Consider the following 15,013-nt stretch of genomic DNA (forward strand, 5'->3'; position numbering starts at 1 on the left):
AAATTGAAATCCGGGGCTGGAATTTTTTCCATGCCCCGGATTTAGTATACAACCTTATTTTTTGCACAATTTTTCTTAATTAAAATTCATTAGAAAACATAAGTTCTAAGAAATATTCTTTAAGTACTTTGATATAAGTACCTTTCATACCTAGAGACTTAGATTCAATAATTCCAGCACTTTCTAATTTTCTTAACGCATTAACGATAACCGATCTAGTAATCCCTACTCTATCAGCAATTTTACTCGCTATAAGTAATCCTTCTGTACCATCAAGTTCTTTAAAGATGTGTTCGATTGCCTCTTTTTCAGAGAATGATAATGAGTTCAATGCCATATTTACCATATCTTTATCTCGAGCTAAGTTTTTCTCTTTATCTTGTTTTTCATGTAATATTTCTATCCCTACTACTGTAGATGCATACTCAGCTAGTACTAAATCATCATCTTTAAAGTCACTATCCATTCTTCCGATAACTAGTGTACCCAAACGCTCTCCCCCACCTCTAATAGGTAGAATAACAGTATAACTCTTTCCTTCGAAACGCTCATGCTCTTCATCCGGAAAAATTGATAATGGCTCTTGGAAAGGAATATTTACTTTAGTCGCATAAACCTTCAACGTAGCATCTAAATATGCTTTTGGTACTTTTCTATCTTGAATAATTTGTTCCATACGTTCATTAGAATAATCAACTATAGAATCATATCCAAGTATATTACCTTCAGTATCAAGAATATATACGACAGAATCTAGAATTGGACTTAGGCGCATAGCCATAGCTTCAAAGTCAACATTATCATGGCGTCCTTCTTGTAAAATTGTACTAATTTTTCTTGTTTTTTGTAATAAACTTGCCATTAATTTTCTCCTTACAAAATACTTACTAAATTATTATATCATTAATTTTAATAAATTGTAAGACTTTTTAAAAATTAATTTAATCAATTTTGAAATTTTCTAACATTTCTAATGATCTTTTAGCATATCTTTCATATTTTTCCTTTTTATCTTTGATTCTTTCAGGAAGAGGTTTAATAATACCAAAATTTGCATTCATAGGTTGGAAATTTTTGCTCGTATTATCTACAATATAATTAGCCATCGCACCTATCATAGTTTCAGTCGGGAAGATAATTTCTCTGTCTTCTGTATTGTATAGTGCATTTAATGCTGCTACGATACCAGAAGCGGCACTTTCTACATAACCTTCTACTCCAGTCATTTGACCTGCGAAATAAATATTATTTTCTTCTTTTAATCTATACGTTTTTTCTAATAATTGTGGGGAATTTAAGTAAGTATTTCTATGCATAACACCATATCGAACAATATTTGCATTTTCTAAACCAGGAATCATATTAATAATTCTCTTTTGCTCTCCCCATTTAAGGTGTGTTTGGAATCCAACAATATTGTATAACGTACCCTCGCTATTATCTTGGCGTAATTGTACTACTGCATATGGACGTTTATCTGTCTTTGGATCTTCTAAACCTACTGGTTTCATCGGACCAAATAATAATGTCTTCTCTCCACGTTTTGCCATTTCCTCAAAAGGCATACATCCTTCAAAATAAATTTCCTTTTCAAATTCTTTTAGTGGTGCTGCCTCAGCATTTATTAATTCATTATAGAAATTAGTAAATTCCTCTTTTGTCATTGGACAGTTTAAATATGCCGCTTCTCCTTTGTCATATCTTGATTTAAGATAAACTTTTTCCATATTAATTGAATCTTTTTCAATAATAGGTGCTGCTGCATCATAGAAATATAAGCCATCTTGTTTAGTGTAATTTCTAATATCTAAACTTAAAGCATCAGATGTAAGTGGCCCTGTCGCTACAATTACAGGTACTTCACCTTTAGGGATAGTTGGTAATTCTTCCCCTATTACATTTATATTAGGATGATTTTTTATAGTTTCTGTAATCATTTCAGAAAATTTATCTCTATCAACCGCTAACGCACCACCTGCTGGCACTTGTGTAGCATCTGCACATTTAATAATGATAGAATCTAACATTCTCATTTCCTCTTTTAAAAGTCCAACAGCATTAGTTACGTTATTTGCTCTTAATGAGTTAGAACATACTAATTCTCCAAAGTTTTGTGTTTTATGAGCTGGTGTCATTTTTTTCGGTCTCATTTCGTATAAATCTACTTTAACACCACGTTTTGCTAGTTGCCATGCAGCCTCACTACCTGCTAAACCTGCTCCAATTACTATTACTTTTTTTCCCATTAAATATCTCGCTTTCTATTTTATAATAATCCTGAAAAATCTTCAGTTTCATCTTTTTTAACTTCTTTTTCTCTCATATCTTGAGTAATTACACGCCCATTTTTATCAAATAAATATGTCTGCACACTATCTAAAGTTTCAGCAATAAGTTCAGAGTAATCATCTCTTGCTTCATATGCTTTAATTTTATCTAGTCTAGGTTTCGTCTTCGGTGCTTTAGGCGTGAAAATTGTACAACAATCCTCAAATGGTAAATTCGAAATCTCTAATGTATCAATTTCTTGAGCAATTTTTATAATATCTACCTTATCCATTGTTAATAATGGACGTAACACCGGTAAATTCGTTACTTCATTAATACAGTTCATCGACTCAAGTGTTTGAGAAGCTACTTGCCCAAGGGATTCACCAGTAGCTATTGCTAAACATCCTTCTTTTTTTGCTACTTCTTCTGCAATACGTAGCATAAATCTTCTTGTTGATGTCATTGTATAATTTGACGGCACTCGTTTTACTATTTCAGTTTGTAACTTTGTAAAGTTAACAACGTGTAATTTAATCTTTCCTACTACTTCACTTAGCTTAATAGTTAAATCAAAAATCTTTTGTAAAGCTTCTGCTGAAGTAAACGGTGGTGATTGAAAATGAATCATCTCTACTTCTACACCTTTAACTTGTAGAGTATGAGCTGCAACAGGCGAATCAATTCCACCTGATAATAATAACAGTGCTTTAGAAGAGGTATTAACTGGGAATCCCCCTACTCCTTTAATAAAATCAGTAAATATAAAAATACCTTCACTTCTTACTTCTACATTAATAATAAAATCCGGTTTTTTAACATTCACCTTTAAGTTTTTATAATTAACTAGTACATGGCTACCAAATAAATTATTTAATTCATTAGTATTATGTGGGAAATTCTTATTAGGACGCTTTGTTTGAATTTTGAATTTATATTCCTTATCTAACTTAGTCTCTAATAATTTATCAATAACTTTTTTTGCATCCTCCACATCTAATCCTGCTCTTAAAACAGGTGAGAAATTATGAATACCCGGTACTTTCTTTAATCTATCCATAATTTTATATACATCTTCGTTATGATCTAAATGAATATACATTCTATCTCGTTTAGTTTGAACATGAACCCCTGTTAAACCTTGTAAATTATAACGAATATTTTTTGTAAGTTTTTTTAAAAACTCATTTCTGTTACCAGATTTTAACGTAAGTTCTCCGTACCTTACTATAATATGACTAAATTCCACTTTCAATTACCTCTTTAAATTTCTTATTGTATTCATCTATAAATACTTCTACAAATGTTTCAACATCTTTTTTAGTAGTTTCGTATGAAAAACTAACACGTATACTACCTTCAATATTCTCTTTTGATAACCCTCTCGCAAATAACGCCTCATTTAAATGAAAAGTTTTTGAAGAACACGCACTTGTCGTTGAAACCATAACCTCTCTTTCATTCAAAGCATTAACTATCGCTTCTCCTTTTATCTTAGGTAAGCTGATATTAATAATCGAGTCAACAAAATCATCTCTTAATGGAGAATTTATGACAATATGCTTATACTTAGAAAATTCATCTACAATTAATTTTTTATATTCAAAATGGCGCTTCTTAGCCTCAACAATCTTTTCTTGAGATAACCTCAATGCTTTTGCTAAACTTACAGCGGCTGCAACATTAACCGTCCCAGAACGAAGACCATCTTCTTGTCCACCACCAAAAATAATATTATGAACAGTTCTTCTAGATTTCAAATATAATATCCCAATACCTTTTAAACCATGAAACTTGTGAGCAGAAATAGAATAACTATCAACTTTTGAAAGATCTATATCACTCTTTAATACGCCTTGTACACCATCAACATGAAAATGAACTTTCGGATAGTCTCTAAGAATATCTATAATCTTCTCAATTGGTTGAACTGCACCAAAAATATTATTAACGTGCATCACACTTAATAAAATAGTCTCTTTTGTTAATAAAGTTTTCAAATGTTCTAAATCAATTAACCCATATTCATCAACATTTACATAATCTAATATGAAACCACGTCTTTCGAGTTCTCTAAATGATTCCAGAACAGACGGATGTTCTATTTTAGAAACTATAATTCTATTTCCAAAATCTTTCTTATGTTCCACACTTCCTAGTAAGGCGATATTATTACTCTCTGTAGCACATGAAGTAAAAAATACTGAACCTTCGTCTACTCCTAAAATAGATGCCACTTGACCTCTAGCTGCAGAAAGGAGTTTATTAGTAGTTTTCCCAAATTTATTGATACTTGCGGGATTACCAAAATATAAATTATTTACTTCTACAAATGCATCTAAAACTTCTTTATACGGTTTAGTCGTAGCACAATTATCTAAATATATCATACTATCTACCTTTCTATTAATTAATAATCAAACTTCTGTATTTAAAATAAACACAATTTAAACCACTTTAAAGTATATAACAAAATGAAGATTTTATCAATAGAAGTGGTCACTACAATGGATATTACGATATGTTAAAAATAAAAAAGAGTACCTCAAAAATATGATATAAAACATACTTCGAGATACTCCCGATTAAATATTATTCTTTATATTCGTTTCCTACAACATCTTTTAGGATTTGGTCCCATTTTGGTAGATTACGATCAATACGAATCGCACGATCGCTGTCAGTACCAAGAATATTGTGTGAACTAGTACCCATAATCACTACTTCGCCATCTACATAAAATTCATAAGAAAAAATAGTTTTAATACCACTATGTTTTTCTATCCAAGTTTTTATGAAGATATCTTGACTACTGTATCTAATGTTACTTCTAATAGAATATTTAACATCAATATCAGCATAATATAGATTATAATTAATTAATGAATCAATATCAATACCTAATCCATTTAAATAATACTTTTTAGCCAAATTCATCCAATCATATACATACTTATTATCTAAATAACCTGATTGATTAAAGAATTTTTTTTCTAATTTAAATTTTATTGTTTTTTCGTACACGTTACTTCTCCTTTGCGATTAACTCAGAGATTCTATCCATTAATATAGCAGTTATCTCATCATGAGTTTTCCCTTCTTCTTTTAAAGAAGCTGCATCAATCTCATCACCAATGACAATTTTTATACTAGAAAAAATTCTGAAATTTTTACTAGGTATTATTGCAAAAGGAATAATTTTTGTCTTTGCTCTAGTCGCAATAAATGATGCGCCATTGTGAGACTGACCTAAATCTAACTCTTTAGAATGAGAACGAGTTCCTTCAGGGAAAATCCCTACAACTTCACCTTCTCTAAGCAATTTAATACTAGTATTTATAGCTGCTCTATCAAAAGTACCCCTTTTAATTGGAATAGCTCCTGTAGCTTCTAGTGCTTGTTTTACGAACACCATTTTAAACAACTCTTCTTTAGCAATAAAACGAATCTTCTTGTCAAAAAAAGCTGGGAATAACAACGGATCATGATTACTTAAATGATTTCCTGAAATTACAACACCTTTTGCATTATCAATTTTTTCTTTATTAACAATAGTGACCTTATAAAATAGTTTATAAAAAACCACTAATATTAGTTTAATAAAATTATACATAAACTACTCCTATCATTATCTATATTTTAACAGTTTTAACTAATTCAATCATTTTAGCAACAACTTCCTCAATTGTTAAGCTCGTTGTATCCAATAATGTTGCTGATTCTACTTGTACCAATGGAGCAATATCTCTATTTTCATCTTGCCAATCACGAGCTTTAATATCTTCTTTGACTTTCTCAAAATCAACATTCTCTATACCTTGACGTTCAAAATCTAGAACCCTTCTTCTTGCTCTTTCTTCCACTGATGCCGTTAGAAATATTTTTACATCAGCATTCGGTAACACAACAGAAGCAATATCACGACCATCCATAATAATATTGTTACTACCTGCCAAATTCCTTTGAGTATCAATTAAAAATTCTCTAACAGCTGGAGATTTAGCGAAAAGAGAAGTGTATTTTGACACCTCTGCCGTACGTATCTTATCACTCACTTCTTCATCATTAACATAAACATATTGAACTCCATCAACATATTCAACTCTAAATTGAACCTTACTCAACAATTCTTTAATTCTCTCTTCATCCAACTCACTTAGATTATTTGATAAAAAATTATAAGTTAATGCACGATACATTGCCCCAGTATCAACATAATTAAATCCAAGCGATTTCGCAACCATTTTTGTTATTGTACTTTTACCCGATCCTGCTGGCCCATCAACAGCTACTGAAACATATTTCATCATTTACCTCTCAGACAAATTTTTTCATTATTTATTATAGCATAGACTCGATTTAAACACTAGATTTAAGGTGAAAAAAGTCAATTATCCTATCGTTTTTTATCTTCCACATTTTACTCAGTCAAAATTTGCCTTGGCGATTTCCCTGTCATATTAGCACCTCTTATTTCAATTTCAATCCAGCTAATCCTGCAAGAGCATTGTTTTCTAATTTTTCCTGTTTCATATATTTCTTCATATCTACACGACTTGCTTTATCTTTTTTACTAGATTTAATTCGTTTGTCCACTTCTTTTTGTTTTAACGAATTACCACATTGACAACGATAAGTTGCATTCTCTCCGTTTCCGAATAAAGTCATTTTCTTATGACAATTATCGCAACGAAGATTTGTTAATCTGCTTATTACTTTACGATTACGACAACTTGGGTTAGAGCATTTTAGCATTTTAGTTCCTTTTTTATCAACCTCAAGCATAAAACTATCGCATTCTTCACATTTCTTACCACTAATATTATCATGCTTAAATTTATCTTCACTGTCCTTAATTTCATTAATACACGATTTTGTATATTGTTTTACATCATTCAAGAACTTATCTTTAGAAAGTTTATTTCTTGCAATATTATCTAGTTGCTTCTCCCAAACTGCTGTTAAAGACGGACTCTTCAGATTTTTTGGAACTAAGTTTAAAAGTTGTTTAGCCTTATTTGTTGTTTTAATTCTTCCATTATCCAAAATTAAATAATCATTTGTAAATAGCTTTTCTAATATATCCGCACGCGTGGCTACAGTTCCTATTCCATTCGTCTCTTTTAAGATCTTTCTCTCATTCTCATCATCAACAAACTCAAAAGGATTTTCCATCGCATATATTAAACTACCCTCAGTATAATAACTTGGTGGTGTTGTTTGTTTTTTATTATAAACTAATGCCTCTAATTTATAACTACTATTTTGAAGATTAATAGTTTTATTTTGCAATTCTTCTCGACTTAATTCTTTATATCCTTCTTGAATTACTTTTATACCTTTAGCAGAAAACACCTTATTTTCTATCATAAACGAATACGTTGTTTCTTCATATTTATACTCAGGTAATAAATTCTCTAAAAATCTCTTAGCTACTAAATTATAAATCTTTGTTTCCATTTCAGACATTGACATATAATTCGGTCTTTGTTCCGTTGGAATAATCGCATGGTGATCACTTACTTTAGCATTATTAATAATTTTCTTAGCATTTAAATCTTTAACTTTTAATAATTTCACAGCAGTTTCTTTAAAGTCTCCGCCAATAGCTTGAACCCTATCTTTTAATGTATTTTTCATATCACTAGTTAAGTATCTGCTATCTGTTCTAGGATATGTCAACACCTTATGCCTTTCGTATAAACTCTGCACAATATTTAGAGTTTGTTTCGGTGACATACCAAAAAGCGCACTTGCCGTTTGTTGAATATCAGTTAAATTATACAATGGCTTAGGTGATGAAGATTTAGTTTTCTTTTGCACATCATTAAACTTAACTTTATTATTAATATTCTTCTTAACAAACTGCTCAGCTTTTTCTAAATTAAATTCACTATTACCACAGCTAAACTTAACACCCTCTATTTGAGCTTCAAATGTATAATAGTCTTTTAGTTTAAATTGTTTAATCTTCTCTTCTCTTTCAAAAACCATCTGTAACGTTGGAGTTTGAACACGTCCACAATTAAGTGATGCATTATACTTTAAAGTCAATGCTCTTGAAGCATTAATACCTACCAACCAATCAGCATTAGCTCTTGCAATACCAGAATGATATAAACCTAGATATTCTTTCCCATCTCTTAAATTTCTAAATCCATCTTTAATCGCCTTATCGGTAACAGAAGAAATCCAAAGTCTTTTTATATTTTTGTTACAGTTAGCCTTCTCTATAATATAACGAGCAACAAGTTCCCCCTCACGCCCAGCATCAGTCGCAATTATAACTTCATTAACATCTTTTCTATTCAAAGCATTTTCTACTACTTTATACTGTTTAAAAGTTTTCTTTATTATTTCTGTTTTCATAAATTTTGGAATCATAGGTAAATTCTCTAAATTCACATTGCTAAACTCTTTATATTTATCAGGTGTTTGAAGTGTGATTAAGTGACCCAATGCCCAAGTAACGACATATTTATCACCTTCTAGACAACCATTTTTATTACTTTTTGCCCCTAGATTCCTCGCAATATCACGAGCAACTGATGGCTTTTCACAAAGTACAACACTTTTCATCAATAAATTCCTCACATATATATTCTTTACTACTATAAATATTATAATAGAAATAGTTTAAAATAACTAGTAAAACAAATAATCACTATCACTAAGTTGAAACTTTTGTTGTAAATTCATGCAGGAATATATTATAATTGAAATAACAACTAAGGAGGACTATTCTATGAAACTTTATTTAGCAGGTGCATTATTTAACGAAGCAGAAGTTGCTCAACGTTTAAAAGAAGGAAGATTACTAAGTGAAAGATTTGGGGATAGATTATCTGTTTTCAATCCGATAGAACAACCTTTTAATGAAGATAAACAGACATTACCAACTCCACAAGATATTTTTAATGGAGATACTAGAGCTGTAGAAAACTGCGATATATTTTTAGCAGATGTTACTAACGAAGATAGTGGTGTAATGGTTGAATTAGGAATTGCTATTGCACTTAACAAAAAAATCATCGCTATAAACTCTGATATTAGATTAAAATCAGCAAATAAATATGACATTCCAAGTTATGCAATGAATCACTACGTTCTAGGTGGAATCTTAAAACACGGAACACTTGTTTACAGCTTTGAAGAAGCTATGAATGAACTTGAAAAACTATTTTGTCTAAAAACAAAACTATAATAAAAAAATGGGAGTGATTCGACAAAATCGCGATTTTGAGGAAATCGATTTTGTCGAATCACTCCCGCAAAGTTTACTAGATATCTAAAAAGCTATAAAGCAAATATATATAATAAACCACTACATCTATGAATTCTCATATAAAATTTTTAAAATTTAGAACTTTTGGAGCAGCCACATCTTGTAATTTTTTAATTCAAACTTGCTATATTTTACCTAATACTTAAATTTAAGATTGATTTTCAACGAATATTAAACTCATTATCTAAAACTCAAAATCAATTCCAGCATTATTACGTTCATAAAAACTTCTAACCAAACTATCTCTAATATGTTTGTCCGCTTGCATATTATACAAATCAATTTGTGCATCAATAATACGAATACACTTATTGGCTAATTCTACACCTTCAGCCTTATTCAATTTCAATTGCATCTGAGCTAAAATAAAAGAGAACGCATTAATATGAAAATTAAAATGTGTTAATTTAGAATAGTTGCTCTTTAACAATTCTATCGCTTTAAGACATTTTTCCTCCGCTTCTTCTACATATCCTCTTCTTGACAATAAGGCTACTGCACTATGTAAAGCAAGTAATGTTCTTTCTCCTTTATCAACAGAAAACATATCACCAATACCAACTGGTTTTAGATTTTCATCGATAATTCTTCGGATAAACTCTACAGAAAGTTGATCATCTTCTAAAATCCTCAACATTAGAGTCAATGTCATCATCTCATCTTTTGTATGCTTATCTAAGCTTTGAAGATAATCTAAAACAATTTCTCTATTCTCCTTTATAATTTTAGGAACCATTTTTTCTTGAAAAATTCCCAGATACTGTTCAATATATAGACGTGTTATCATAGAAACGTCCTTATCCTCTAGCGTTTTAATAGCAAGTGTTTTAATAGCAGAATAATTCCCTGCCTCTTCCAATGCATTCGCCTCTTTTAAAAAACCTGAGTCATCTACTTCTACAAGAGGTAAATACTCAGAAAAATAATCCTGATAACATATACCTATATTTCTTAATAATTGTTCAAAAATTTCTAAAGATACACTCGTTTCATCTGCCTCAAATCTAATTAACGTCCTAGCAGATATAGCACTCCCAGCAGCATCTTTTAATTTAATCCCACGTTCCTCCCTAATACTCTTGAAGATTTTCCCATGAATAGTTTTATTGTTCATAAAGTTATCCGTCTCCTTTATTAGTGTCATATTAATTATAACACAAAATAAGCAATCAATGTTGAAATCTATTACATTAATTACTTATACTACATCATATTAAATCCAAAAATCGCAAGAAGACAAAATAAAAAAAAGCAACTGACAACACAACACAACACAGTTACTTTTTTTACGCCTATATCATACTCCGATTAGCAATTTAGTTTATAAACTTCAAAATTAATACTTTTTTCTCATCATCATTATATTTTACTTAATTATATTTAGATACATAATACACTTTTTCTCCAATTTTGTTAAAGCATAATTATACTTAACAACTTTTTCAACTAATAATTACACCATTACTTAACAAAATAATATATTTTATAAACTTTAATTTTCAACTTCTAATTGGATATTATTTACTAGACTATACTCTCCCTAGAATATTCATATTAACGAAAAAACAACCAAAAGTGCTAATAGAACATCTAATGCTAGTATATAATTATGAGTACGGACTCTTATAGACATTTATTATTATATCATCTATTTACATAATTTGATATTTAGTGTTAAAATTGTCACTTCAGCAGTAAATTTTCGAGATATTTCTCGAAAAAGTGACCAGCGTGACACTATTTACTTTAATAACTTTAATATATATTTTCATAAGTTATTAAGTCTTCTTAATTAATAAAATAATTTTATTAGTTTTAGACTAATATTAAACTATTTTTCTCATAATACAAATATAACAGAAAGTTAAAAAAAAGAAAGTGGCTAAAAAATCGTAATTTCGTAGAAATCAATTTTTTAGAGGCATCTCCGCAAAGTTTATTAGTTATCTAAAAAACTTTTATAGAGCGAATTTAGATATCTATATACACTTTATCTCTTAATACTTTTACAGCGTCATAGCTTTCATATTCAATAACATCATATTCTAAATATTTCATATAAGCATCAACCATTTTAACACCCTCTATTTTATTTTGTGATAAGTTAATATAACTTTCATCGCTCTTGCCTGAATCGCAAAAAAATAAACTTCGAGGCATAATTCTCTACACCTCAAAGTTCATCAATATTTTTTATTAGATTAATTCCACAAATCTTCTAGTAAGTGAGTTTGAGTTCTGTCTGGTCCAGTAGAGAATACAGAGATTTTAACACCTACTAATTCTTCGATTTTTTCTAAATATTTTCTTGCATTTTCAGGAAGCTCATCTAGAGACGTTACCCCTGTGATATCTTCATCAAAGCCTGGTAATGTTTCATAGATTGGCTTACAATCTTTAATGATATTTTCATTTGCTGGATATTCTGTAAGAATTTCACCTTTATAGTCATAAGCTGTACAGATTTTAATTTCTTTAAGACCTGAAAGTACATCTAGACAGTTTACTGACAGATTAGTCATTCCAGATACACGAGCTGAGTGACGCATTACTACAGTATCAAACCATCCAATACGACGTGGACGTTTTGTAACTGTTCCATATTCATGTCCGATTTCACGAATTCTAGAACCAATTTCATCGAATAATTCTGTTGGGAATGGTCCATCTCCTACACGTGATGTATAAGCTTTTGAAATACCAAGTACTTTAAGTCCTTTTGTTGGAACGAATCCATTACCTACCGTGATTCCACCAGCAGACGGATTTGATGATGTAACATATGGGTATGTACCATGATCGATATCAAGCATTACACCTTGTGCACCTTCGAATAAGATATTTTTATTTTCATTTTGTGCATCTTCTAGTACTTTAGAAGTATCAGTAACATATTGCGCTAATTTTTTTCCATATTCGAAATACTCATTGAAGATTTCTTCTACTGTGAATCCTTCTGTTTCATAGATTTTTTCGAATAATTCATTTTTTTCTTTCAGATTTTGTTCTAATTTTTTCTTGAATAAATCTGCATCTAATAAATCAGCTACACGAACACCGCAGCGTTTGTATTTATCTACATAACATGGTCCAATACCTTTTTTAGTAGTACCAATTTTATTTTCACCACGACGAGCTTCTTCAACCTCATCAAGTTTTAAGTGATATGGTAAAACTATGTGTGCTCTATTCGAGATTCTTAGACCGTTACAAGTAACTCCACTTTCTTTAAGTTTATCGATTTCACTGCAAATCCATTTAGGATCTACAACAAGACCATTTCCGATAATTGAAAGTTTTTCTTCATTAAAAATTCCAGATGGGATTAATTGAAGTTTGTAAGTTTTTCCATCGAACTTAATAGTATGTCCTGCGTTGTTACCCCCTTGATAACGAGCAATTACATCAGCACGTTCTGCTAAAAAGTCGGTAATTTTACCTTTACCTTCATCTCCCCATTGTGAACCTACTACTACGATTATTGACATAAGTTACGCCTCCTGAAAGCAAATATTTTTTCCATTAATAATTATATCATAAATACAGACGTTTACAACCATTTTTTATAAAAAACTAAAAATAATCGTACAATTCATCTTGTTTTTACACTTTGTTCACTTTTGTGCGTTTTCATTAAAAACTATTGTCAATAGCCTATTTACAAGAATAATTTCAAGTTGAATTTTTACATTTTCTGTATTTTACATAAACCCCAATCTCCAAAGCTTTATTTTCTCTTCTTCAAATTTAACAAGCAACAAAAATTTATAATGAAGAGGAGACTATCATATCCAGTTTTGTAAAACGGATTTAAGTCTCCTCTTTTTTCTTATATTATTTTTTTACTTTTCGTTTGGCTAACATCATTGTTGCAGCAAGTAACATACCACCTAATACTCCATGTTCTACAGGTATTTCTCCTGTATTAGGCAGTATTTTATCTACTGATTTTTTATCGTTCTTATCATTAGTAATCTCAGTTTTACTTTCACTATTTTCTTTTAATACTTGCGATTGATTAATAACAATAGTATCTTGTTTTTTGCTATGAATAATATCTGATTCTACTTTTTGATAAATGTAGATTTTATTACCTTCGCCATCTACTTCTTCTTTTACTGTGTATTTATAACCTTTTAGTTCTTTTGGCTTCGCAGAAATTTCTAAAACATCTAGAACATTACCTTCGGTATCTTTTAATATAGCAACTTTTAGTTCAGGAAGTTCTTCTGATGCTGTCGCAACTTCTGATTTCACTCCGCCTTCAAATGGTTTTAGTTCTTCTGTCACCACTGTCTCCACAGGGTTTACTCCACCTTCAAATGGTTTCAGTTCTTCCACTGTTGGAACTTTATCGTCTGATTTAGAAGTTATAACCTCACTAGAGATTTCTTCTTCTCTTTCTGTTTGTGTTATGTTTCCTGTTTTTTCATCAACCGTATATACAGTTGTTACTTTTACCTTTTTCCCATTTTCTCTTTGAACTACTTCTACTTTATCCTTCGCCGCAACTTTTACTACTGTCTCCGTTGCGTCTGTTACTTCCGGATTTCCTACTCGTTCTGTTACTTCTCCAGTTTTCGGATTTACTTCGTACATTGTCGTTACTTTTCTTGTTCCTTTTTGTCCAGGAATAGTAATATTGTTTTGTCCTTTTTCTCTCGTACTATCTTTTTCGTATCTTACCGGACTTGGTGTTTCTGTAACTTCTACCTTATCCTTCGCGGCAACTTTTACTACTGTCTCCGTTGCGTCTGTTACTTCCGGATTTCCTACTCGTTCTGTTACTTCTCCTGTTTTTGGATTTACTTCGTACATTGTCGTTACTTTTCTTGTTCCTTTTTCTCCAGGAATAGTAATTTTGTTTTGTCCTTTTTCTCTCGTACTATCTTTTTCGTATCTTACCGGACTTGGTATTTCTGTAACTTTTACTTTATCCTTTGCCGGAACTTTTATTATTGTATCAGTTGCTTTCTTTTCTGTTCTCTCTACAGTTTCGCTTATTGTTCCATCATTTTCATTAAGTGTATATCTTATAACTTCTTTTTCATAACCATTAGACCCTTCTATACGCTCGTTAGATAATCCTCTTGCTTTTTCTTTATCTGCAACATATACTGTTTTTGACAGAATTTCCTTTGTATTTTCTGTAGACTTAACCCCTACTTTAACTACCTTATCAACAGCTGGTTCTTTAGTTTCTTTATCTAATGTTAAATTCCCATCTTCACCCTTGATATAAGTCGTTTTAATTACTCCGTCAACACCCACTTTAATTACAGAGCTTTCCCCGTTGTTTAATTCTTTATCTGCTACATATTTTGTACTGAAAGGAATTTTTTTTTCTTTTTCAACTATTGATTCAATTTTATATAATCCTGTTTTTATCTCAAAATTTTCTTTAATAGCGGTATCTATTTTTTTCTCAAATAATATATTTCCATCAACAGATAATCTTAT

13 protein-coding genes are annotated in these 15,013 nt (G+C 30.4%); 1 reads left to right on the forward strand and 12 read right to left on the reverse strand.

Features of this window, described 5'->3' with window-relative positions; genetic code table 11:
* Positions 1–79 precede the first annotated feature (79 nt).
* The 8 genes from codY to RWS90_RS06480 all read right to left on the reverse strand — a co-directional run bounded on the left by codY (position 80) and on the right by RWS90_RS06480 (position 8,847).
* On the reverse strand, positions 80–862 hold the full coding sequence (gene codY / locus RWS90_RS06445) for a GTP-sensing pleiotropic transcriptional regulator CodY (protein WP_314549727.1): 783 nt from the start codon (positions 860–862) through the stop codon (positions 80–82).
* A gap of 79 nt (positions 863–941) precedes the next feature.
* Positions 942–2,246 (reverse strand): FADH(2)-oxidizing methylenetetrahydrofolate--tRNA-(uracil(54)-C(5))-methyltransferase TrmFO, encoded by a 1,305-nt coding sequence (gene trmFO / locus RWS90_RS06450; protein WP_314549729.1) that lies wholly within the window; start codon positions 2,244–2,246, stop codon positions 942–944.
* A gap of 20 nt (positions 2,247–2,266) precedes the next feature.
* Complete coding sequence (gene thiI, locus RWS90_RS06455) at positions 2,267–3,517, reverse strand: tRNA uracil 4-sulfurtransferase ThiI (RefSeq protein ID WP_314549731.1); 1,251 nt, start codon at positions 3,515–3,517, stop codon at positions 2,267–2,269.
* On the reverse strand, positions 3,507–4,658 hold the full coding sequence (locus RWS90_RS06460) for a cysteine desulfurase family protein (protein ID WP_314549732.1): 1,152 nt from the start codon (positions 4,656–4,658) through the stop codon (positions 3,507–3,509). The genes thiI and RWS90_RS06460 overlap by 11 nt, the downstream gene beginning before the upstream one ends.
* Before the next feature lie 202 nt (positions 4,659–4,860).
* A complete protein-coding gene (locus RWS90_RS06465; RefSeq protein WP_314549734.1) occupies positions 4,861–5,292 on the reverse strand; it encodes a hypothetical protein in 432 nt (143 codons plus the stop codon).
* Between the two features lies 1 nt (position 5,293).
* The gene (locus RWS90_RS06470; RefSeq protein ID WP_314549735.1) at positions 5,294–5,881 is read right to left on the reverse strand and encodes a lysophospholipid acyltransferase family protein; all 588 of its coding nucleotides are present in this window, start codon (positions 5,879–5,881) and stop codon (positions 5,294–5,296) included.
* A gap of 19 nt (positions 5,882–5,900) precedes the next feature.
* A complete protein-coding gene (gene cmk / locus RWS90_RS06475) occupies positions 5,901–6,575 on the reverse strand; it encodes a (d)CMP kinase (protein WP_314549737.1) in 675 nt (224 codons plus the stop codon).
* 163 nt (positions 6,576–6,738) lie between these two features.
* Positions 6,739–8,847, reverse strand: coding sequence for a DNA topoisomerase III (locus RWS90_RS06480; RefSeq protein WP_314549739.1), 2,109 nt, complete (start codon positions 8,845–8,847; stop codon positions 6,739–6,741).
* Between the two features lie 166 nt (positions 8,848–9,013).
* On the opposite strand from RWS90_RS06480, the gene RWS90_RS06485 reads away from it, so the two are divergent.
* Positions 9,014–9,472, forward strand: coding sequence for a nucleoside 2-deoxyribosyltransferase (locus RWS90_RS06485; protein ID WP_314549741.1), 459 nt, complete (start codon positions 9,014–9,016; stop codon positions 9,470–9,472).
* Positions 9,473–9,737: 265 nt separating this feature from the next.
* Here RWS90_RS06485 and RWS90_RS06490 read toward each other — a convergent pair whose 3' ends face one another.
* The 4 genes from RWS90_RS06490 to RWS90_RS06505 form a co-directional block, all read right to left on the reverse strand.
* Positions 9,738–10,667 carry a helix-turn-helix transcriptional regulator gene (locus RWS90_RS06490; protein WP_314549743.1) on the reverse strand — a complete coding sequence of 310 codons (930 nt, stop codon included), beginning with the start codon at positions 10,665–10,667 and terminating at the stop codon, positions 9,738–9,740.
* A gap of 857 nt (positions 10,668–11,524) precedes the next feature.
* Positions 11,525–11,713: a hypothetical protein gene (locus tag RWS90_RS06495; protein WP_314549747.1), complete on the reverse strand. Its 189-nt coding sequence runs from the start codon at positions 11,711–11,713 to the stop codon at positions 11,525–11,527.
* Positions 11,714–11,754: 41 nt separating this feature from the next.
* Positions 11,755–13,041 carry an adenylosuccinate synthase gene (locus RWS90_RS06500; protein ID WP_314549748.1) on the reverse strand — a complete coding sequence of 429 codons (1,287 nt, stop codon included), beginning with the start codon at positions 13,039–13,041 and terminating at the stop codon, positions 11,755–11,757.
* 346 nt (positions 13,042–13,387) lie between these two features.
* The coding region (locus tag RWS90_RS06505) for a G5 domain-containing protein (RefSeq protein WP_314549750.1) at positions 13,388–15,013 on the reverse strand (1,626 nt) is incomplete at its 5' end.

This window comes from uncultured Gemella sp., from assembly GCF_963529685.1.
Taxonomy (GTDB): Bacteria; Bacillota; Bacilli; order Staphylococcales; family Gemellaceae; genus Gemella.

Coding starts and splice junctions, on each gene's coding strand:
- codY (WP_314549727.1), bottom strand. CDS start 862: ATGGCAAGTTTATTACAAAAAACAAGAAAAATTAGTACAATTTTACAA.
- trmFO (WP_314549729.1), bottom strand. CDS start 2,246: ATGGGAAAAAAAGTAATAGTAATTGGAGCAGGTTTAGCAGGTAGTGAG.
- RWS90_RS06460 (WP_314549732.1), bottom strand. CDS start 4,658: ATGATATATTTAGATAATTGTGCTACGACTAAACCGTATAAAGAAGTT.
- RWS90_RS06470 (WP_314549735.1), bottom strand. CDS start 5,881: ATGTATAATTTTATTAAACTAATATTAGTGGTTTTTTATAAACTATTT.
- cmk (WP_314549737.1), bottom strand. CDS start 6,575: ATGAAATATGTTTCAGTAGCTGTTGATGGGCCAGCAGGATCGGGTAAA.
- RWS90_RS06480 (WP_314549739.1), bottom strand. CDS start 8,847: ATGAAAAGTGTTGTACTTTGTGAAAAGCCATCAGTTGCTCGTGATATT.
- RWS90_RS06485 (WP_314549741.1), top strand. CDS start 9,014: ATGAAACTTTATTTAGCAGGTGCATTATTTAACGAAGCAGAAGTTGCT.
- RWS90_RS06490 (WP_314549743.1), bottom strand. CDS start 10,667: ATGAACAATAAAACTATTCATGGGAAAATCTTCAAGAGTATTAGGGAG.
- RWS90_RS06495 (WP_314549747.1), bottom strand. CDS start 11,713: ATGCCTCGAAGTTTATTTTTTTGCGATTCAGGCAAGAGCGATGAAAGT.
- RWS90_RS06500 (WP_314549748.1), bottom strand. CDS start 13,041: ATGTCAATAATCGTAGTAGTAGGTTCACAATGGGGAGATGAAGGTAAA.